General features: G+C 64.1%; 22 protein-coding genes. 14 read left to right on the top strand and 8 right to left on the bottom strand.

Annotated features, from left to right (window positions below; translation table 11 throughout):
* Positions 1-201, top strand: a 201-nt coding sequence (locus tag L0D16_RS01765; protein ID WP_243029617.1) for an RNA-guided endonuclease InsQ/TnpB family protein, incomplete at its 5' end; no start/stop codon positions are given.
* Positions 202-374: 173 nt separating this feature from the next.
* On the opposite strand, the gene mglA is transcribed toward L0D16_RS01765, so the two are convergent.
* Positions 375-962: a GTPase MglA gene (mglA, locus tag L0D16_RS01760; protein ID WP_243027379.1), complete on the bottom strand. Its 588-nt coding sequence runs from the start codon at positions 960-962 to the stop codon at positions 375-377.
* Position 963: 1 nt separating this feature from the next.
* The gene (gene mglB, locus L0D16_RS01755) at positions 964-1455 is read right to left on the bottom strand and encodes a GTPase-activating protein MglB (protein ID WP_243029616.1); all 492 of its coding nucleotides are present in this window, start codon (positions 1453-1455) and stop codon (positions 964-966) included.
* A gap of 17 nt (positions 1456-1472) precedes the next feature.
* Between mglB and L0D16_RS01750 the strand changes: the two genes are divergently transcribed.
* The 11 genes from L0D16_RS01750 (at position 1473) to L0D16_RS01700 (ending at position 9489) form a co-directional block, all read left to right on the top strand.
* On the top strand, positions 1473-2798 hold the full coding sequence (locus L0D16_RS01750; RefSeq protein WP_243029615.1) for a M20/M25/M40 family metallo-hydrolase: 1326 nt from the start codon (positions 1473-1475) through the stop codon (positions 2796-2798).
* Positions 2799-2822: 24 nt separating this feature from the next.
* A complete protein-coding gene (speB, locus tag L0D16_RS01745; protein ID WP_243029614.1) occupies positions 2823-3695 on the top strand; it encodes an agmatinase in 873 nt (290 codons plus the stop codon).
* Positions 3696-3829: 134 nt separating this feature from the next.
* The gene (locus L0D16_RS01740; RefSeq protein WP_243029613.1) at positions 3830-3994 is read left to right on the top strand and encodes a hypothetical protein; all 165 of its coding nucleotides are present in this window, start codon (positions 3830-3832) and stop codon (positions 3992-3994) included.
* A 6-nt stretch (positions 3995-4000) separates the two neighbouring features.
* Positions 4001-4903, top strand: coding sequence for an RNase P subunit p30 family protein (locus L0D16_RS01735; RefSeq protein WP_243029612.1), 903 nt, complete (start codon positions 4001-4003; stop codon positions 4901-4903).
* A complete protein-coding gene (gene efp / locus L0D16_RS01730; protein ID WP_243029611.1) occupies positions 4900-5454 on the top strand; it encodes an elongation factor P in 555 nt (184 codons plus the stop codon). The genes L0D16_RS01735 and efp overlap by 4 nt, the downstream gene beginning before the upstream one ends.
* A 109-nt stretch (positions 5455-5563) precedes the next feature.
* Positions 5564-6073, top strand: coding sequence for an acetyl-CoA carboxylase biotin carboxyl carrier protein (accB, locus tag L0D16_RS01725; RefSeq protein WP_243029610.1), 510 nt, complete (start codon positions 5564-5566; stop codon positions 6071-6073).
* Positions 6070-7407 (top strand): acetyl-CoA carboxylase biotin carboxylase subunit, encoded by a 1338-nt coding sequence (gene accC / locus L0D16_RS01720; protein ID WP_243029609.1) that lies wholly within the window; start codon positions 6070-6072, stop codon positions 7405-7407. The genes accB and accC overlap by 4 nt, the downstream gene beginning before the upstream one ends.
* Positions 7408-7419: 12 nt before the next feature.
* Complete coding sequence (locus L0D16_RS01715; RefSeq protein ID WP_243029625.1) at positions 7420-7749, top strand: Asp23/Gls24 family envelope stress response protein; 330 nt, start codon at positions 7420-7422, stop codon at positions 7747-7749.
* A complete protein-coding gene (nusB, locus tag L0D16_RS01710; RefSeq protein ID WP_243027387.1) occupies positions 7742-8197 on the top strand; it encodes a transcription antitermination factor NusB in 456 nt (151 codons plus the stop codon). The genes L0D16_RS01715 and nusB overlap by 8 nt, the downstream gene beginning before the upstream one ends.
* A 1-nt stretch (position 8198) precedes the next feature.
* The gene (locus L0D16_RS01705) at positions 8199-9050 is read left to right on the top strand and encodes a bifunctional 5,10-methylenetetrahydrofolate dehydrogenase/5,10-methenyltetrahydrofolate cyclohydrolase (RefSeq protein WP_243029608.1); all 852 of its coding nucleotides are present in this window, start codon (positions 8199-8201) and stop codon (positions 9048-9050) included.
* Positions 9034-9489, top strand: a complete 456-nt coding sequence (locus L0D16_RS01700; protein WP_243027389.1) for a divergent PAP2 family protein — start codon at positions 9034-9036, stop codon at positions 9487-9489. Before L0D16_RS01705 ends, L0D16_RS01700 begins: the two co-directional genes overlap by 17 nt.
* Here the strand turns inward: L0D16_RS01700 and L0D16_RS01695 are convergent.
* Positions 9468-9668, bottom strand: a complete 201-nt coding sequence (locus L0D16_RS01695) for a hypothetical protein (RefSeq protein ID WP_243029607.1) — start codon at positions 9666-9668, stop codon at positions 9468-9470. The genes L0D16_RS01700 and L0D16_RS01695 overlap by 22 nt on opposite strands.
* Positions 9669-9734: 66 nt before the next feature.
* Here L0D16_RS01695 and L0D16_RS01690 point away from each other — a divergent pair, with 66 nt between their 5' ends.
* Entirely contained in the window at positions 9735-11720 is a 1986-nt protein-coding gene (locus tag L0D16_RS01690) for a (Fe-S)-binding protein (protein ID WP_243029606.1), read from the top strand.
* On the opposite strand, the gene L0D16_RS01685 is transcribed toward L0D16_RS01690, so the two are convergent.
* From L0D16_RS01685 to L0D16_RS01670, 4 genes are read right to left on the bottom strand one after another with little or no spacing between them, the layout of a single operon-like run.
* Entirely contained in the window at positions 11710-12252 is a 543-nt protein-coding gene (locus tag L0D16_RS01685) for a class I SAM-dependent methyltransferase (RefSeq protein ID WP_243029605.1), read from the bottom strand. The two genes, L0D16_RS01690 and L0D16_RS01685, sit on opposite strands and share 11 nt — an antisense overlap.
* The gene (locus tag L0D16_RS01680) at positions 12245-12919 is read right to left on the bottom strand and encodes a TerC family protein (RefSeq protein WP_243029604.1); all 675 of its coding nucleotides are present in this window, start codon (positions 12917-12919) and stop codon (positions 12245-12247) included. The genes L0D16_RS01685 and L0D16_RS01680 overlap by 8 nt, the downstream gene beginning before the upstream one ends.
* Positions 12916-13854: an alpha/beta hydrolase-fold protein gene (locus L0D16_RS01675; RefSeq protein WP_243029603.1), complete on the bottom strand. Its 939-nt coding sequence runs from the start codon at positions 13852-13854 to the stop codon at positions 12916-12918. Before L0D16_RS01675 ends, L0D16_RS01680 begins: the two co-directional genes overlap by 4 nt.
* Positions 13855-13885: 31 nt before the next feature.
* Complete coding sequence (locus L0D16_RS01670; protein ID WP_243029602.1) at positions 13886-14725, bottom strand: DUF1517 domain-containing protein; 840 nt, start codon at positions 14723-14725, stop codon at positions 13886-13888.
* 110 nt (positions 14726-14835) lie between these two features.
* On the opposite strand from L0D16_RS01670, the gene lon reads away from it, so the two are divergent.
* Entirely contained in the window at positions 14836-17262 is a 2427-nt protein-coding gene (lon, locus tag L0D16_RS01665) for an endopeptidase La (protein WP_243029624.1), read from the top strand.
* 62 nt (positions 17263-17324) lie between these two features.
* Here lon and bshA read toward each other — a convergent pair whose 3' ends face one another.
* Positions 17325-18479 carry an N-acetyl-alpha-D-glucosaminyl L-malate synthase BshA gene (bshA, locus tag L0D16_RS01660; RefSeq protein ID WP_243029601.1) on the bottom strand — a complete coding sequence of 385 codons (1155 nt, stop codon included), beginning with the start codon at positions 18477-18479 and terminating at the stop codon, positions 17325-17327.
* Positions 18480-18572: the final 93 nt, after the last annotated feature.

Here is an 18572-nt window from a genome sequence, read left to right as displayed (position 1 = left end):
TGGGCGCAGTTTCTCCAAATCCTTGCCTACAAAGCGGCGGAGGCTGGTAGGCAGGTCATCAAGGTGGACCCTAAGTACACAAGCCAAGACTGCCCTGTCTGCGGTTACCGGGAGAAGAAGCCCTTGTGGGTCAGGGAGTTCACCTGTCCCTCTTGTGGTACTCTTCTCCATCGGGATGTGGCAGCGGCAGTGAACATCTAGGCCAGGGCTCGGACGGGGCCTTCAGAGGTGGGAATAAACCCGCCTCTGAGAAGCCCCGCTCTCTAGAGCGGGGAGTCGTCACTTGGAAGCAAGAACCCCACTGCAGGTCGCGGGTTATCCGGGGAAGTAAAAAATGGGGCGAGGTGTAGCACCTCGCCCCATAAGGACAGGGCTTAGGTGCTGCCTACCCTAGCCAGGACCAGGCGGCTTACTTCCTTGAGGGTTTCAAACACCCCCTTGCCTTCGGTGGCCACCGCCTCAAACACGGGGAAGCGCCCTTGGGGATCCACCACCGCCTGGATCATTTCCACGGGCAAGGCGTCGGGAAGATCCCGCTTGTTCACCTGGAGCACCACGGGGATATCCTCTACCCTCAGCCCGTACTCGGCCAGATTCTCCCGCATGTTGCGCATGCTCTCCGCGTTGGCCCTGAGGCGGTTGGGGGCGGAGTCGGCCACGAATACGATGCCATCTACCCCCCTAAGGATGAGCTTGCGGCTGGCGTTGTAGAAAACCTGCCCGGGGACGGTATAAAGGTGGAAACGGGTCTTGAAGCCCTTGACCTCGCCCAGGTCTAGGGGAAGGAAGTCAAAGAAGAGGGTGCGCTCGTCCTCTGTGGCTAGGGAAACCATCTCCCCTTTGCGTCCCTCGGGGATTCTGCTATAAATCCATTTCAGGTTGGTGGTTTTTCCGGATAGCCCCGGGCCGTAGTAGACGATTTTGAAGTTGATCTCGCGGTTGGCGAAGTTGATGGTGCTCATGTTAGTTGCCGAAAAGTTCGTCTAGGAGCGCCCTGGCTTCCTCGCGGTACTGGGTGTCCAGGTTCAGCTTGGGTGGGTTGGCGAGGGCTTCCTCGGCTAGGCGGGCTAAGGTTTCCGCAGCCCGCTTGCCGTGCAGCTTGACCTTTCCCAAGGGGGCGTTGTCGTCAAAGACCAAGACCAAAAGGGCGAACTCGCTGGCTTCGTCCACGTAAAGCCCCATGCGTTCCCCCTGGTGCACCACTTCCTGGAAGCGGGCCTCGCCCAACAGTTTGGCCAGGGCCTGGGTGGCGGCAGCGTTGCCCGCTACCAAGGTGGCCAGGGAGTCCAGGGGCGGGGGCTTGGGGGCCCAGAGGGCTTCCTTGTGGGCCAGAACGAATCCCTTACGGTCTACAAAGAGGGCATAGCGGGCCCCAGTTTCCTGCAGGGTTTCCTGTAACACGTCCATGGCCCGCTGGTACAGGGCCCCATAGAGGACCAAGGAGGGTTCCACCATAGTATGCTCAGTTTATCATGGGGCCGTTTTTGGAGGAGGCTAGGGCGCTTTTGGCGGAGTTGGTGGCCCTGCCTACGGTGAGCGCCGAAGGGAGGGCCCTCGAGGCGGGTGCGGCTAGGGTGGCGGAGGTATTGGGGGGGCTAGGCCTAAAGGCGGAGCTACACCACGGCTACGGCCCCCCGGTGGTTTACGCGGAAGGGGGCGAGGGGGATAAGGCGCTTTTATTTTACAATCACTACGATGTACAGCCTCCGGATCCCCTGGAACTCTGGGAAACGGAGCCGTTTCGCCTGGTGGAACGGGAGGGCGCTTGGTATGGCCGGGGTACCCACGACGACAAGGGGGAGTTGGTGGCCCGGGTGGTGGCCCTAAGCCTATTCCAGAAGAAGCACGGTTTTCTTCCCCGGGTGAAGTTCGTGGTGGAGGGGGAGGAGGAGATAGGAAGCCCCCACCTGGGGGATTACGTGAGGGACAAGAAGGACCTCTTGGCGGCGGAGGCCATGGTGTGGGAGGCGGGTGGGGTGGATGCCAAGGGGCGTCCTTACCTCTATGCGGGGCTTAAGGGTATCGTGGCCCTGGAGCTTCGGGTGCGCACGGCAGCCTTTGACCTGCACTCCTCCTATGGGGCGGTGGTGGAGAACCCCATCTACCGCCTAAGCCGGGCCATTGCCAGCCTGAGGGACGAGGAGGGAAGGGTACTGATCCCGGGGTTTTACGATCGGGTCCGCCCTCTAACCCCCAAGGAGATGGAGGTGCTGGCGGAGATCCCCGACGAATCCGAGGCCCTAAAGGAGGCCTTTGGCGTGCGGGACTTTTTGGGAGGGGCCAGGAACCTGGAGTTCAACCAGCGGCTTTATGCCGAGCCCTGCGTCAACATGAATGGTTTTCATTCAGGCTACGGTGGCCCGGGGTCCAAGACGGTGTTGCCCGCAGAGGCCTTAGCCAAGCTGGACTTCCGCCTGGTGCCGGATCAGGACCCGGAGGAGATCCCTGGGCTTTTGAGGCGGCACCTCGAGGCCCAGGGCTTTCACGACGTGGAGGTGGTGGTCCTGGAGAAAGGGGAGCATCCCGCCCGTTCGGATCTTTCCCATCCCTTCGTGAACCTGGCCAAGAGGGCTCTGGAGGAGGCCTTTGGGGAGAGGGCCGTCCTCTATCCCAACATGGCAGGGTCCGGTCCCATGCACCCCTTCCTCCACTACCTCAAGGCTCCGGCGGTGGGCCTGGGGGTGGGGTATCCGGGTAGCCGGGTGCACAGCCCCAACGAGCATATCCGCATCCAGGACTTTGAGCGGGGTACCCTAGCCCTTCTCAGGCTTTTAGAGCTTTTCTTCCTCGGGCGCTAGGCCATCTGCTAGGCTCTTAGGGGTATGCGTCTTCCCTTTGGTGAACGCGATACCCCATACCCGGAGGCTCGGGTGGTGGTCCTGCCCGTGCCCTACGACCTTTCCCTCTCCTTTTTGCCCGGGGCCAGGCGGGGCCCTGAGGCCATCCTCCTGGCCAGCCGGGAGCTGGAGCCCTTCCTTTTGGAGCTGGAGGTGGCCCCTGAGGAGGTGGGGATCCACGCAACCGAGCCCGTCCCTTGGGTGGCGGGGAGCGCAGAGGCAAGCCACGCCCTGATCTGGGAGGCCGCCCTTACGCACCTTCGGGCGGGGAAGTTCGTGGTCTCCTTGGGGGGAGACCACTCCATCACCCACCCCCTGGTTCAGGCCCATCGGGAGGTCTTGGGGGAGTTTTCCCTGCTCCAGATAGATGCCCATGCGGATCTTTACCCCTCGTGGCAAGGTTCGGTGTATTCCCATGCTTCCCCCTTCTACCGCTTAGTCCAGGAAGGGTTTTCCTTGGTGCAGGTGGGGATTAGGGCCATAGACCAAGACTCCTTGGCCTTTGCCCAGGAGAAGGGGGTGGCCCTTTTTCCCGCCCATCGCCTGCACCGGGAAGGGCTTCTAGAGGAGATACTGGGGGCTTTGGGTGAGCGGGTGTACATCAGCCTGGACTTTGACGCCCTAGACCCAAGCCTTATGCCCAGCGTGGGTACCCCCTTGCCGGGAGGGCTTTCCTACCGCCAGGTGGTGGACCTCCTTGCGGCGGTTTTCGCGGAAAAGGAGGTGGTGGGCATGGATTTTGTGGAGCTTTCCCCAACGGGTCAGTTCCATGCGGAGATGACCGCGGCCCAACTGGTGTACCACGCCATAGGCCTTAAGGGTTTGCAGGCGGGGTGGCTGGAGGCCAGGGGGCGGTAGGGGACCCTTCCTTTGGCCTGGTCCTGGGGTAGGGTCCACTGGGTCCTGGGCCGGCGCTGGCGGGAATGGGAACTCGAGGCGGGCCGCCCCCTTCGGCCGTCCCAGGGATGGGGGTCTTGCGCTAACCTTAGGCCATGCGGTCCTTCGTGGCCCACCTCGAGGCCCTCTTCTTGGCCCTGGCCTTTGGCAGCCTGGTCTTCGGCCTTCTGGCCCGGCTCGTTGGGGTTCGGAGGGTCTGGCCCTTTTTCCTTCTCGCTGGGGTTTTCCTGGCCCTGGCCCTCTGGGCGGGGTTAGAATAGCCCTTCGTGGCCAAGCGTGTGGTTTCGGTATCCCTGGGCTCTAGCCGGCGCGACTCGGTGGTGGAGCTGGAGCTTCTGGGGGAAAGGGTAAACCTGGAAAGGCGGGGCACGGACGGGGATTTCCAACGGGCCCTTTGCCTCATTGCGGAGTTGGACGGGCAGGTGGAGGCCATCGGCCTTGGGGGCATAGACCTCTACCTATGGGCCGGGGGGCGGCGTTACACCATCCGGGACGCCCAAAGGCTTAAGGATGCTGCCCGTAAAACCCCGGTGGTGGACGGCTCGGGTCTTAAGCACACCTTGGAGCGCCGGGCGGTGGCCCAGCTGGCCGGGCTGATAAACTGGAAAGAAACCAAGGTATTGTTGCCCTCCGCTGTGGATCGCTTTGGTTTGGCTGAGGCCCTGCACGAGGCTGGAGCTAAGGTTCTTTACGGGGATTTCATCTTTGCCCTGGGGCTACCCATACCCCTGTACTCCCTCTCCTTTTTGCAGAAGCTGGCCTCCGTTCTCCTCCCCCTCCTCACCCAGCTTCCCTTCCCGCTCCTCTACCCCACGGGGGAAAAGCAGGAGAGGCGGGTGGTGGACTGGCGAAGCCGCTACTATCTGTGGGCGGATCTGGTGGCGGGGGACTGGCACTACATTAAACGCCATATGCCCGACGCCATGAAGGGGAAAACCGTGCTCACCAACACCACCACGGAGGACGATGTGGCCTTCCTTAGGGAACGGGGGGTAAGGCGCCTCATCACCACCACCCCCCGCCTAAATGGGCGGAGCTTTGGCACCAACGTCATGGAGGCCCTTTTGGTGGCCTTGGCTGGGCGGGAGCTTGGGGAGGAGGAGTACCTCCGGTATATTGACCTCTTAGGGCTTGCGCCCCAGGTCTTGGACCTTCAGGAGGAAGCATGATCAGCGTGACCGACCTTAGACCCGGAACCAAGGTGAGGATGGAGGGTGGCCTTTGGGAGTGCGTGGAATACCAGCACCAAAAGATTGGCCGCGGTGGGGCCAAGGTGGTGGCCAAGTTCAAGAACCTGGAAACCGGGGCCACCATTGAGCGCACCTTCAACTCCGGGGAGAAGCTGGAAGACATCTACGTGGAAACCCGGGAGCTCCAGTACCTGTACCAGGAGGGGGACGACCTGGTCTTCATGGACCTCGAGACCTACGAACAGTTCCACCTGCCCAAGGACCAGGTGGAGGCCGCGCGGTTTCTCAAGGAGGGGATGACCGTCCTGGGGGACATGTACGAGGGGCGCCCCCTGAAGATCACCCCGCCCACCGTGGTGGAGCTCAAGGTGGTGGACACGCCTCCGGGGGTGCGGGGGGACACGGTCTCCGGCGGGAGCAAGCCCGCCACCCTGGAGACCGGAGCGGTGGTCCAGGTGCCCCTTTTTGTGGAGCCCGGCGAGGTCATCAAGGTGGATACCCGCACGGGCCAGTACGTGGGCCGCGCCTGAGGCCTTTGGGCCGGATCGCCCGGGTTCACCCCCGGGTTCTTTCTTTTACCGGGTCCAAAGGTGGTGGTGGCCCTTGGATAGGGTAAGCTTTATGCCGCGAGGTGCTCCTATGACGCCCAAGGAACTGAAGCAGATCCTGCAGGCCCTGGTGGAGCATGGGGTGAGCGAGCTCACCCTGGAGACTCCCGATTACAAGCTGACCGTACGCCGCGGGGGTGAGGTGCAGGTGGTGGCCGTGCCCCAAGGTCTACCCACCCCCGCCAGCCCGCCAGCTCCCTTGCCTTCACCTGGGCCCACCGGCTCGGCTCCGGTACCCCCGTCTCCGCCTGCGGAAGCCCCCCAACCGGAAGCCACCCAAGCCGAGGACAGCTGTGCGGGTTGTGTGGAGATCAGGGCCCCCATCGTGGGTACCTTCTACCGGGCCCCCGCCCCCGATGCCCCCCCTTACGTGGAGGAAGGGGACCGGGTGGAGAAGGGCCAGGTGCTCTGCATCATCGAGGCCATGAAGCTGATGAACGAGATTGAGTCGGAGGTTTCCGGCATCGTTAAAAAGATCCTGGTGAAAAACGGGGAACCCGTGGAGTACGGGCAGCCCCTGTTCCTGATCCAGCCGCTATGAAAAAGGTTCTGATCGCCAACCGGGGCGAGATCGCCCTCCGGATTATCCGGGCCGCCAAGGAGCTGGGGATCAAGACCGTGGTGGCCCACTCCACCGCTGATGAGAAGAGCCTGCCGGTGCTTTTGGCGGACGAGGCCATTTGCATTGGGCCGCCCCCTTCGGGGCAGAGCTACCTGAACATCCCCAACCTGCTTTCCGCGGCCATCGTGACCGGGGCCGACGCCATCCATCCCGGCTATGGCTTTCTGGCGGAAAACGCCACCTTTGCCGAGATGTGCCGGGACCATGGCATCACCTTTATCGGCCCCACCCCTGAGAACATGCGCGCCCTGGGGGATAAGGCTACCGCCAGGAAGGTGGCGCGCGAGGCTGGGGTTCCCACGGTTCCGGGAACGGATGAGCTTGCGAGCGTGGAGGAGGCCAGGCGGGCCGCTCACGAGATCGGCTATCCCGTGATCCTCAAAGCCTCCGCTGGGGGTGGGGGCAGGGGAATGCGGTTGGTACACACCGAAGAGGAGCTAGAGAGGGCGGTCCAGCAGGCCCAGGAGGAGGCGCGGGCGGCCTTTGGCAACCCTGCCGTCTACCTGGAGAAGTACATTGAAGAGCCAAAACACATAGAAATCCAGGTTCTGGGGGATGGGGAGAACGTGATTCACCTGTGGGAGAGGGACTGTTCCATTCAACGCCGGCACCAAAAGCTCCTGGAAGAAGCCCCCAGCACCCTTCCCTGGGAAACCCGCAAGGCCATTGCCGAGGCCGCAGCCCGGCTCGCCCGGCACGTGGGGTATGTTTCCGCCGGCACCCTGGAATTTCTGGTGGACAAGGAGGGCAACTTTTACTTCATAGAGATGAACACCCGCATCCAGGTGGAGCACCCCGTGACCGAGATGATCACGGGGGTGGACCTGGTCCAGGCCCAGTTCCGCATCGCCATGGGGGAAAGGCTTTGGATCCAGCAGGAGGAGGTGGAGGTCCGGGGCCATGCCATAGAGGTGCGCATCAATGCCGAAGACCCGGAGAAGGGCTTTAGGCCCTCCATCGGCAAGGTGGAAACCCTCCTTTTCCCCGGGGGGCCGGGGATCCGGGTGGACAGCCACCTTTATGCGGGGTACCAGATCCCGCCCCACTACGACAGCCTGATCGCCAAGATCATCGCCTGGGCGCCCACCCGGGAGGAGGCCATCCGGCGCATGGAGCGGGCGCTTTCGGAAACGGTGATCGAGGGGCCTGGCCTTAAGACCACCATCCCCTTCCACCAAAAGGTGCTGCAAAACGCCTTCTTCCGCCGGGGGGCCGTGTACACCAACTTCGTGGCCCGGCGGATGGAGATGTAGACTGGGCGTGTGATGGTGGAGTACGAGATCAGCGACCAGGCCCTCGAGGGGCTGGTGGGCCACGCCCTTTCCGACGTCCAGGGGGTGCGGCTTTTGGAAACCGCACCCCGCTCTTTGGGTGAGGTTTTCCGTCGGATGAAGCCCATCAAGGTGGAGCGTGCCCCCGAGGGGTACACGGTGGACCTGGTTCTTTCCGTGGACTACGGGGTTTCCATTCCCGAGGTGGCCCAGGCGGTGCAAAAGGCAGTGGCCGAAGCCCTATTCCTGGCCACCGGGGAAAAGGTTCAGGCGGTGAACCTCACCGTGGCCCAGGTGGAGTACCGAAAGGAGGCCCATGCTTAGGCGAGCCAGGGAACTGGCCATGCGGGCCCTCTTTGCCCACACCCAGGGGGGGGTGGATCTGGAGGAAGCTTTCCGTCACGCCTTGGAGGAGATGGGAGGAGAGGAGGACTCCTACGGGGATCCCCTGGACCAGGAGGGGGTGGCCTTTGCCCGGCGCCTTTTAGAGGGGTACAAGGCCCATGCGGAGGAGGTGGACCAGGTGCTACGGGAGACGGTGGAGGGGTGGGATTTCGCCCAGATGTCCAAGACCGACCTCACCGTGCTGCGTCTGGCCACCTACGAGATGCTGTACGAACCCACCCCCTTTGCTCCCCTGATTGAGGTGGCGGTGAAGATTGCCAACCGCTATGGGGGAGAGCATTCAGGGGCCTTTGTCAACGGGGTTCTCGGCCGCTTGTACCGGCGGATCCAGGGGGGCGAGCTGAAGGTGGTGCCTAAGGAGGGCTGAGATGACCCTTGCCCGTATACTTTCCGGCCACGAGGTGGCGAAAACCGTGTACCAGGAGCTGAGGCAGACCCTTAGCTCCTTGCCGTTCGTACCCTCCCTCAGGGTGATCCGTTTGGGGGAGGACCCCGCCTCGGTTTCCTACGTGCGCCTTAAGGACAAAAGGGCCCGGGAGCTTGGCCTTTTGAGCCAGGTGGAGGTATATCCGGCGGATACCCCCGAGGGCGCCCTTTTGGAGCGGATCCAGACCCTCAACCAAGATCCCGAGGTGGACGGTATCCTGGTCCAGCTTCCCTTGCCCGCCCACATCCGCACGGAGCGGGTTTTAGAGGCCATCTCTCCCCTCAAGGATGTGGATGGCTTCCATCCCTTCAACGTGGGCAAGCTTTGGAGCGGGGGCGAGGGGCTTTTCCCCTGCACGCCCCTAGGCATCGTCCGCCTCCTGCAGCACTATGGGGTGGAGTTAAGAGGCAAGGAGGTGGTGGTCCTGGGGCGGTCCAACATCGTGGGCAAGCCCCTCGCCGGCCTCCTCCTGCGGGAGGATGCCACGGTGACCGTGGCCCATTCCCGTACCCGGAACCTCCCCGAGATCGCCCGGCGGGCAGAGGTGTTGGTGGTGGCGGTGGGGAAGCCCCACTTGGTGCGGAAGGAGTGGGTGCGGCCCGGGGCCATCGTGGTGGATGTGGGGGTGAACCGGCAGGAAGACAAGCTCCTGGGGGATGTGCACCCGGAGGTGGCCGAGGTGGCCTCCGCCGTCACCCCGGTCCCCGGGGGCGTGGGGCCCATGACCGTGGCCATGCTGATGGCCAATACCGTGAAGGCGGCTATACTCAGGCGGCATGGACTTTCTGGCTAACCAGGTGTTTTGGACGGCCATCCTGGCCAACTTCCTGGCCCAGACCCTGAAGATTTTCATCTATTACCTGCTGGAGGGCCGGTTTCAATGGGAACGTTTCTTGGAAACCGGGGGGATGCCCAGTTCCCACTCGGCCACGGTGAGCGCTTTGGCCATGGGGGTGGGCTTTCAGGAGGGGTTTGGCAGCACCCTGTTCGCCGTGGCCGCCATTTTTGCCCTCATCGTCATGTACGACGCCACGGGGATCCGCCGGGCGGCTGGGCTTCACGCCCAGCTCCTCAACCAGTTGGTTCAGGAACTGCAGCAGGTGTTGCAGAAGGGTCCCGCCGCCGAGCCCTTGAAGGAACTGCTGGGCCACACCTACCTCGAGGTCCTGGTGGGCGCCCTTTTCGGGGCTTTGGTGGCCTTCCTCAGCTTTCACCTTTTCCCGGCGGCGTAGAAGGCCAGGGTCTGCCCCAGGAGGAAGACCAAAAGCCCTAGGATTGGGGAAAGAAAGAAGACGAAGAAAGTCGCAAAAAGGGCCAGCACCAAGGGCAGGAGGGGCCTCTTAAAGCGGTGGAAGGTCCAGAGGTTCAACAGGCTGAAGAAGAGGAGGATGCCAAAGGCCACGGCTTCCATGGGCCACCATTGTACGCCTTTGCCAGGGTGGGGTAAACTTTAACCGAGTATAAGGAGGTCTTACCCATGCTGACTTTACCGGAGAAAATCCTCTTTATCCTGCTCCTGGCCGGAAGCCTGTACTACGCCTACACGGGGTTTCGCCGGGTCTACCTGGCCATCCGCCGGGGACGGCCTGAGGACCGATTTGACCGCCTACCCGAGCGTGTGGGGAGGGCCATCTGGCTAACCCTGACGCAACAGACCGTCTTTAAAAGACGGCCTTGGGTTTCTCTCCTGCATGCCTTTGTCTTCTATGGGTTCATCTACTACCTCTTGGTCAACCTGGTGGACCTCCTGGAGGGCTTTTTCCCCCTGCACACCCAAGGAGGCGTTTGGAATCCCTATAACCTCATCGCCGACATCCTGACGGCGGCCATCTTGGTGGGCATCCTGGGCCTGATGGTGCGCCGCTACCTGGTGGCCCCCCACGACTTCACTTGGAACCCCAGGGTGCTCCTCCACGAGCGGGTGCGCCAGGGGATACCCCGGGACTCGGCCATCGTGGGGGCCTTCATCACCTTTCACGTGGGAAGCCGCCTTCTCTCCAAGGCCGCGGGCCTGGCCCAGGGGGAACCCGATCCCTTCCAGCCGGTGGCGAGCCTCCTAGCCAGCCTCCTTTCCGGGCTTGCCCCCTCTAGCCTGGTGGTTTTGGAACACGTCTTCTGGTGGGGGGCCCTGGGTTCCATCCTGCTCTTCCTCCCCTACTTCCCCCGTTCCAAGCACATCCACCTGATGATGGGCCCCATCAACCTGGCCTTTGGCCAGGAAAAGCCCGGGGTCTTGCGGCCTCTGGATTTTGAGAAAGAGGAGGAGAAGTTCGGGGCGGAGAAGCTGGAGGACCTTTCCTGGAAACGGCTTTTGGACGCTTACGCCTGCATCATGTGCAACCGTTGCCAAGAGGCTTGTCCGGCCTACACCACGGGAAAGGCCCTTTCCCCAGCAGCCATCGTGATTTCTGAGCGTTACGAGCTAAACGGGATTCTCCCCGCCTTCGCCAGCGGCCAGGAAAGCCCCCGGCCCCTCATGGACTTCGCCCTAAATGAGGAAGCCCTTTGGGCCTGCACCACCTGCATGGCCTGCGTGGAGGTCTGCCCGGTGGGCAACGAGCCCATGCTGCACATCCTGGATGTGCGCCGGGCCAAGGTGCTCATGGAGGGAGCCTTCCCCCAGGAGCTGAACAACGCCTTTAGGGGGATGGAGCGCTCCGGCAATCCCTGGGGCATCGGCCAGGACAAGCGCCTGGACTGGGCCGAGGGGCTTAACGTACCCACCGTGGAGGAGAAGCCCCACCCCGAGGTCCTCTACTGGGTGGGGTGTGCGGCCAGCTACGACCCCCGGGCCCAGAGGATCGCCAGGAGCATGGTGGAAATCCTCAACGCCAGCGGGGTGGACTGGGCGGTCCTGGGTCGTAAGGAGAAGTGCACGGGCGATTCCGCCCGGCGAGCGGGCAACGAGTACCTTTTCTTCCAGCTGGCCATGGAGAACGTGGAAACCTTAAACCAGGTGGCCCCCAAAACCATCGTGACCACCTGCCCCCACTGTTTCCATACCCTGGGCAATGAATACCAGGCCTTTGGCGGGGAGTACCGGGTGGTCCACCACTCGGAGTTCATCGCTGAGCTGTTGCGCTCGGGGCGGCTGAAGGTTTCCCAGGAGGCCCGGCGGGTGGTCTTCCACGACCCTTGCTACCTGGGCCGGCACAACGGGGTGTACGAGGCGCCCCGGGAGGTGCTCAAGGGGGTGGGCTTGGCCCTCAGCGAACCCCAGAGGAGCCGGGAGCGGAGTTTCTGCTGTGGAGCAGGCGGGGCCCAGTTCTGGAAGGAGGAGGAGCCTGGGGCCATGCGGGTTTCCCAGAACCGCTACCGGGAGCTTAAGGGCACGGGGGCCGAGGTGATCGCCACGGGGTGCCCCTTCTGTATGGCCATGATGAATGTGGAGGTGGCCCAGGACGAAGCGCCTCCCGAGGTTTTGGACATCGCCGAGTTGGTGGCCCGGGGGCTTAGGGCCTAGGCTTCTGGTAGACGGCATAGACCCGGTAGCCCTCCATCCACCCCTCCCCGAAGGCACGTAGCCCAAGGCCGAGGGGAGGGGTGAGGAGCTCGTAAGGTTCCCAGTAGTAGGGGCTCTCCGGCCTCCTCCGCCGGATGGCTTCTAGGCGGCTAAAGCCCTCCACCAGGACCAGCCCTCCTGGGGCCACCAGGGGAGGAAGGGCCTTAAGAAGTGGGCGGTTCACGTAGTAGCTCATGAGGATGGCGGCGAAGGGACCCCGGGGGAGGAGGGAGAGGGCTTTGGGGCCCTCCAGGTCCAGCTCCACCAGGGTAAGCCCCGGGGTGCCGGCCAGCCTTCGCAGGGCCTCGAGGCTCTTTTCCACCAGGACCACGGGATGGCCCCGGTGCAGGAAGTAGCGGGCGTTCCGCCCCAGGCCTCCGGCCAGGTCCAGGATGGGCCCAGGGGGTACGAAGGGGCCATAGGCCCGCACCGTGAAGGCAGGGGCTCGTTCCCCTTCCCATTCCCGGTAAAAGGCATCCCAATCCCTAGGCATGTTTCCGGAAGGCCAGGAGGCTTCCCCCCAGGAGGATGAGGAGGGTTACGCCCCAGAAGGCGGGCTTGGGCAGGTGCCAGGCCAGTTCGGGGTGGTGTGAGAGCTCGGCCAGAGTGGCGCTTCCCTCCAGGAGGAGCTTGACCCCCGCCCAGCCCACCAGGGCGTAGGCCACCTTTTCCAGGCTAGGGTACCGCTCCATCACCGCCACCACGTAGCTGGCGGCCAGGCGGATGAAGAGGATACCCAGGGCCACGCCTAAAAAGACCAAGGCCAGGTCCTGGGAAAAAGCCACCACCGCCAGGATGGAGTCCACGGCAAAGGCCAGGTCCACCAGGTTGATGAGGAGCACCACCCGCCAGAACTCCCGGGCGGTGACCGCGGGAAGCCGCTGGGCCTCCGGGTGGTTGCGGAAATGCTGCAGCATGAGGAAGAGGAGGTAAAGCCCTCCCAAAACCTGGACCCACCATAGCCGGATCACGTACACGGCGAAGAGGAGGGCTAGGCCCCGCAGGAGGTAAGCCCCCAGGACCCCGTAGAACAGGGCCTTGCGGCGGAGGTGGGCTGGTAGGGGTTTGACCATCACCGCCAGCACCAAGGCATTATCTCCGGAGAGGAGGGCCTCGAGGACCGCCACGGAAAGGAGCACCAAGGGCGCTTCCCCGCTCATGCCTCCCCCAAAAGGTACCTGAGCCCTGGGGCCAGGCCTTGTTTCCACGTGACCCAGTTGTGTCCCGAGGCCCTTTCCCGGTAGGCATGGGGAACCTTGCGGTCGGCGAGGAGGGCAGCAAAGCGGCGGGCTGGAGCCAACAGCCATTCCAAAAGACCCACCTCCAGGTAGATGCGGGGTAGGACCTGGGCCTTGGCGTACTGCTCTAAAAGCCACTCCTGGTCCCGATAGGCGTCGGTGCCACCTGGGTGGGCTTTCAGCGCTGGGGAGAGGGCCAGGACCTTGGGGAAGCGATCCGGGTGGCGCCAGGCCTGCCACAAGGAGAAAAGCCCCCCCAAGGAGGCCCCCACCAGGACCAGATCCCCTAAGGAGCCATAGAATCCCTCCACCTCGGCCAGCACTCGGTGCAACTCCTCCTCGTAGCGTTCCGAAAAGCGGTACTCCTGGTTCCGGTCTATGGGTTCCACGAAGACCAGGCGGACCGGGGGGATTTCGCCTGCCTCCTCTAAGGCTCGGGCCACCTTGTGCAGGCCTGCGGTGCGGTAGAAGGCCACCCCATCCTGGGCCACCAGGGTGGCCTTGGGGCTTGCCCCGGTTTCGGCCACATAGTAGCGCCTCTCCCCCAGGCGGTGCCGGGCCACCTTGGGCTCCTTCCTTGGCTCGGGCGGGGCCTCAAAACGGTGGCCGGGAAGCCTAACGGCCCGGGGGTAGGTCCACCAGGGGTTGTCGGCCCGCTCGGGGTTATCGGGATCGGGGAAGGGATGTCCCCTGGCGTCCAAAAAGGCATACTCCACGTAGGCTCCTTCCGGGAACTCCAGGGTGACGGGGCCTGAAAGGGGAAGGGGGTTTTTCTCCCAGTCGGTGAAATCCCCGATTAAGGCCTGGGCCCCAGGAGGGGGTAGGAAGGTGACGGTGCGCCGAGAGACCTGTACCACGGGTCCACTCTACCCGGAGGGCTTCGCCCGTTCAAAGCTTGTCCAGGTCGGGGTAGAGGAGGAGAAGCTCCTCTTCCGTGAGGGCCTCCCCCTCCTTTTCCGGGGTCCAGGAGAGGTAGGCGGCCATGAGGGTGTAGGGGCTGGAGCCTGCCAGGTCCATAAGGGCCTCCCGTGCCCGGGACCGGGTCAAAGGGGACCGGGGAGGAAGAAGCCGGTGGTCGGCCAAAAGGAGGCTTACCGCCAGGTAGCGTCCCCCGGGTTCCACCTGGGCCTGGTATCCCCCTGCCACCTGCTTTTTCCCCTCAAAGTGGCGGAAGGTTTCCTGGTACTTGCTTCGCTCCTCCAGCATCCAGGCGTCAAACCGGGCCAAGGCCTCCTCCTCGGAACCCGCGGCCACCTGGTAATCGCCAAAGCGCCAGGCGGCCTCCTCCCGGAGGAGTAGAAGCGCTGCCTCGTCCACCAGGTCCGCCAGGCCCTTGGCAGAGGTGGTGTCCGCTTCCTCGGCCAAGCGCCTTAGGGCCCTTTGCACCTGGGGACGGGCCAGGAGGGCCAGGCGTAACCTGGCCACGCTGGCGGTGGGGCCTTCCCCTGCCCGGCGGAGGCCCCGCACCATGTAGGCGGTCATCAGGATCAAGCCAAAAAATACTAGCACCGGCACCAGGCCTAGGCTTGCGCCTCCACCCCCGGGGTAGACCACGATGGGGCCGGGATAGGTGGGGTAGGATGGGGCCGGCATGGGGAAGACGGGAGCGGGGCCAGGGCTCATGGGGGGTGGGCTTGGGCTGTAGGGGCGCCCGCCCACCCCACCCCCGCTTTTCTGGGCAAGGGCCATGGCCAGTCCCAGAAGAAGGACCCAGAGGAAGCGGCGCATGGCTTTAAGCTTACGCCAGGAATGGGGGCCTGGTGCTAAACGCCATAATGCAGTAAACTTGACATAGGTAGGCTTAGGATATGGACGAGATCAAGGAAAGGAGGGAAACCATGCTGCCAGAAACCCTGCCCGTTTGCCCGGTGAGGGGCTCGGTCATCTACCCCACCATGGTGATGCCCATAGACGCTGGCCGGCCCATTTCCATTCGGGCCATTGACGAGGCCTTGGCCCGGGAACGGGTGCTGCTCATCGTGAGCCAGAAGGACAAGGAGGTGGAAACCCCTAAGCCTTCGGACCTCTACGAGGTGGGGACCGCCTGCAACATCCTCAAGATGCGCAAGAACCCGGATGGCTCGGTCCAGGTGTTGGTCCAGGCCTTCGCCCGGGTGCGGGTGAAGGAGTGGCTGGACCTGGGGGACCACCTCGAGGCCAAGGGGGAGGTGCTCTCCGACGAGCCCGGAGAGGCCACCTTGGTCAAGGCCCTGGTGCGGGAGGTGAAGGACAAGTTCCAGGCCCTTCTCAAGGAGGGCAAGTACCTGGCCCCCGAGGTGGCGCAGTTCATCTTAAACCTGGAAGACCCCAGCCAGCTGGCGGACTACGTCGCCTTCCACATGGACTTCCGCCTGGAGGACAAGCAGCGGGTTTTGGAAATCCCCAGTGTGGCGGAGCGGCTCAAAAGGGTGTTGGTCCTCCTGGAGGCGGAGCTGGAGCTCATAGAAACCCAAAGGCGCATCCAGCAACAGGTCAAGGAGGAGATTGACCGCAACCAAAGGGAGTACTTCCTCCGGGAGCAGATGAAGGCCATCCAGCGGGAGCTCCATGGGGAGGAAGGCGCCGAGGAGGTGGAGGAGTTCCGCAAGAAGGTGGAGGAGCTGGACCTGCCCCCCGTGGTGCGGCAGGAGGTGGAGCGGGAGCTCAACCGCTTCGCCCGCATGCACCCCGATTCCGCTGAGGCCAGCGTCATCCGCACCTATCTGGACTGGATCGTCAACCTTCCCTGGAACGTGCGCACCGAGGACAACCTGGACCTAAACCGGGCCAAGGAGATCCTGGAAAGGGACCACTACGGCCTGGAGAAGGTGAAGGACCGGGTGTTGGAGTACCTGGCGGTGCGGAAGCTAAAAGCCGAGCGGGCCAAGCGGGGGGAGATCCCAGCGGACGAGGTGAACAAGGGGCCCATCCTTCTCTTTGTGGGGCCTCCCGGGGTGGGGAAGACCTCCATCGCCAAGAGCATCGCCGAGGCCCTGGGCCGCAAGTACGTGCGCATCTCCTTGGGGGGTGTGCGGGATGAATCCGACATCCGCGGGCACCGGCGCACCTACATCGGGGCCATGCCCGGCCGCATCATCCAGGGCCTGCGCCAGGCGGGCACCAAGAACCCCGTCTTCCTCCTGGACGAGGTGGACAAGCTGGGGATCTCCTACCAGGGCGACCCGGCGGCGGCCCTCCTCGAGGTCCTGGACCCCGCTCAGAACAAGGAGTTCGTGGACCACTACCTGGGGGTGCCCTTTGACCTTTCCGAGGTGATGTTCATCTGCACCGCCAACTTCCCCCAGAACATCCCGGCCCCCCTTTGGGACCGGATGGAGGCCATAGAGTTCACCAGCTACATTGAGCAGGAGAAGCTGGAGATCGCCAAGCGCTACCTCCTACCCCGGCAGATGCGGGAGACCGGCCTCCTCGAGGGCCAGGTGGTGATCACGGAGGCGGCCCTTATGCGCCTCATCACCCACTACACCCGCGAGGCCGGGGTGCGCCAGCTGGAACGGGAGATCGGCTCCTTGTTGCGCAAGGCGGCGCGGCAGATTCTGGAAGAGGGCAAGAAACGGGTACGCATCACGGAAAGGGACTTGGAAAGGTACCTAGGCCCTCCCCGCTTCCTACCGGAAACCGAGGCCCGCGAGCCCCAGGTGGGGGTGGCCACGGGCATGTACTACACCCCCGTGGGCGGGGACATCATGTTCGTGGAGGTCTCGGTAATGCCCGGTAAGGGCAACCTGATCCTCACCGGGCAGCTGGGGGATGTGATGAAGGAATCCGCCCGGGCAGCGCTTTCCTACGCTAAGCGCAACGCCGAGCGCTTCGGCATCCCCTTGAAGCGTTTTGAGGAGTCGGACATCCACATCCATGTGCCGGCGGGGGCCATTCCCAAGGAAGGTCCTTCCGCCGGGGTGGCCATCGTGAGCGCCTTGGTCAGCGCCCTCACGGAGGTGCCCGTCCGCCACGACATCGCCATGACCGGGGAGATCACCTTGACGGGCCGGGTTCTGCCCATCGGTGGGGTTAAGGAGAAGGTGCTGGGGGCCAGGCGGGCGGGGATCCGGGAGGTGATCCTTCCCAAGCAAAACGAAGCCGATCTCAGCGACATCCCCAAGCCCCTGCGCCAGAACATGACCTTCCACTTCGTGGAGCACCTGGACCAGGTCCTGGACCTGGCCCTGGTGGGGGGGCTTAAGGCCCTGGAGGAACGGGCCCGGCAGACCAAGGCCAAGGGGGCAAGGGGGCGGGCCAGGAAGGAAGTGGTGGCCCATGCCTAGGGGGCGGCCCCGGTGACGGGAACCCCGTTTTCTCCCCGCCGTGGGACCTTCCCCGGCGGGGTTTAGGTTTCCGATCCGTAAGGGGGGGCCCCCAGGGCCTTCTGGTACACCTCCAGGTAGGCCTGGGTGATCCTTTCGGGGTGGAAATGGGCCATGGCGTATTCCCGGGCTAACTGGCGCATCCTGGGGAGTTTGGGATGGGCGAGGAGGTCCAGCACCGCCTGGGCGAAGCCTTCCAGGTCCCCCAACTCCACCAGGCGCCCCACCTCGGGGCGAACCAGTTCCGGAACGCCACCCACCGCGGTGGCCACCACGGGCACCCCGCTGGCCAGGGCCTCGAGGGCTGCCTGCCCGAAGGATTCCTCCTCTGAGGCCAGGAGAAATAGATCGGCGGCTCCCAGAATCTCCTCGGGGTGGGGTGTGGGGGGATGGAAGGAAACCCAGCGCTCCACCCCCAGCTCCTCGGCCACCCGCTTGGCCTCCCCCTCCTCCGGGCCCTTGCCCAGGAGGAGAAGCCTGGCCTTTACCCTTCTCCGCACCTTGGCGAAGGCCCTGACGATATCCGGCACCCTCTTGATGGGACGGAAGTTGGAGGCGTGCACCAAAAGCCACTCCCCCTCTTCCGTATAAAGCTTCTTACGCTCCGGCCTGGGGTAGAAGCGCTCTGGGTCCACCGCGTTGTGGATCACCACGGGGCTAACCCCAAAGGCCTTCTCTGCCTCCTGGGCCAAGGCCCGGCTGACCGCGGTGGTGGCCTTGGCCCTTTGCAGGGCCTTCCGGGTGGGCCCGTGGAAGGCGGGGTCCATCCCCAAAACCGATACGTCCGTGCCATGGAGGGTGTGCACCAGGGGCAGTTCCTCTCCAAGGGCCAGGTAGGCGGCGGCGGCGTGGGGGATGGCGTAGTGGGTGTGGACCAGGTCCAGCTGCAGGCGTTTGGCTTCCCGCTCCAGCACCCCAGCCAGGGAAAGGGTGTACAGGGGGCCGGGGAAGACGGGGTAAAAGGGGAGGTCCACGGGGATGTAGACCACAGGGCTGTCCTTGGGGAGGCGGAAGGGCCTTTCCGTGGCGAAAAGATAGACCCGGTGGCCCATCTGGGCCAGGCGGTGGGCCAGCTCCGTGGCCACGATGCCGCTACCCCCGAGGCCAGGGTAGGCCACCAGGCCGAGCCTCAGCACCCGCACGCCCAAACCCGCAAGAAGGGAGAGGGCTGAACCCATCCCCCCGGACCCTTGCCCATGGGAGAGGCTCCTTCAGGGTGTTCCCCGGTGGGTCGCAAGCCGAAGGTCATGCCCCCAGTTTAGCGTAAGGCC

Source organism: Thermus altitudinis (assembly GCF_022760835.1).
In the GTDB taxonomy this organism is placed as follows: Bacteria; Deinococcota; Deinococci; order Deinococcales; family Thermaceae; genus Thermus; species Thermus altitudinis.
The sequence above is the reverse complement of the archived record's forward strand: the minus strand, read 5'-3'. Positions and strand labels throughout refer to the sequence as shown.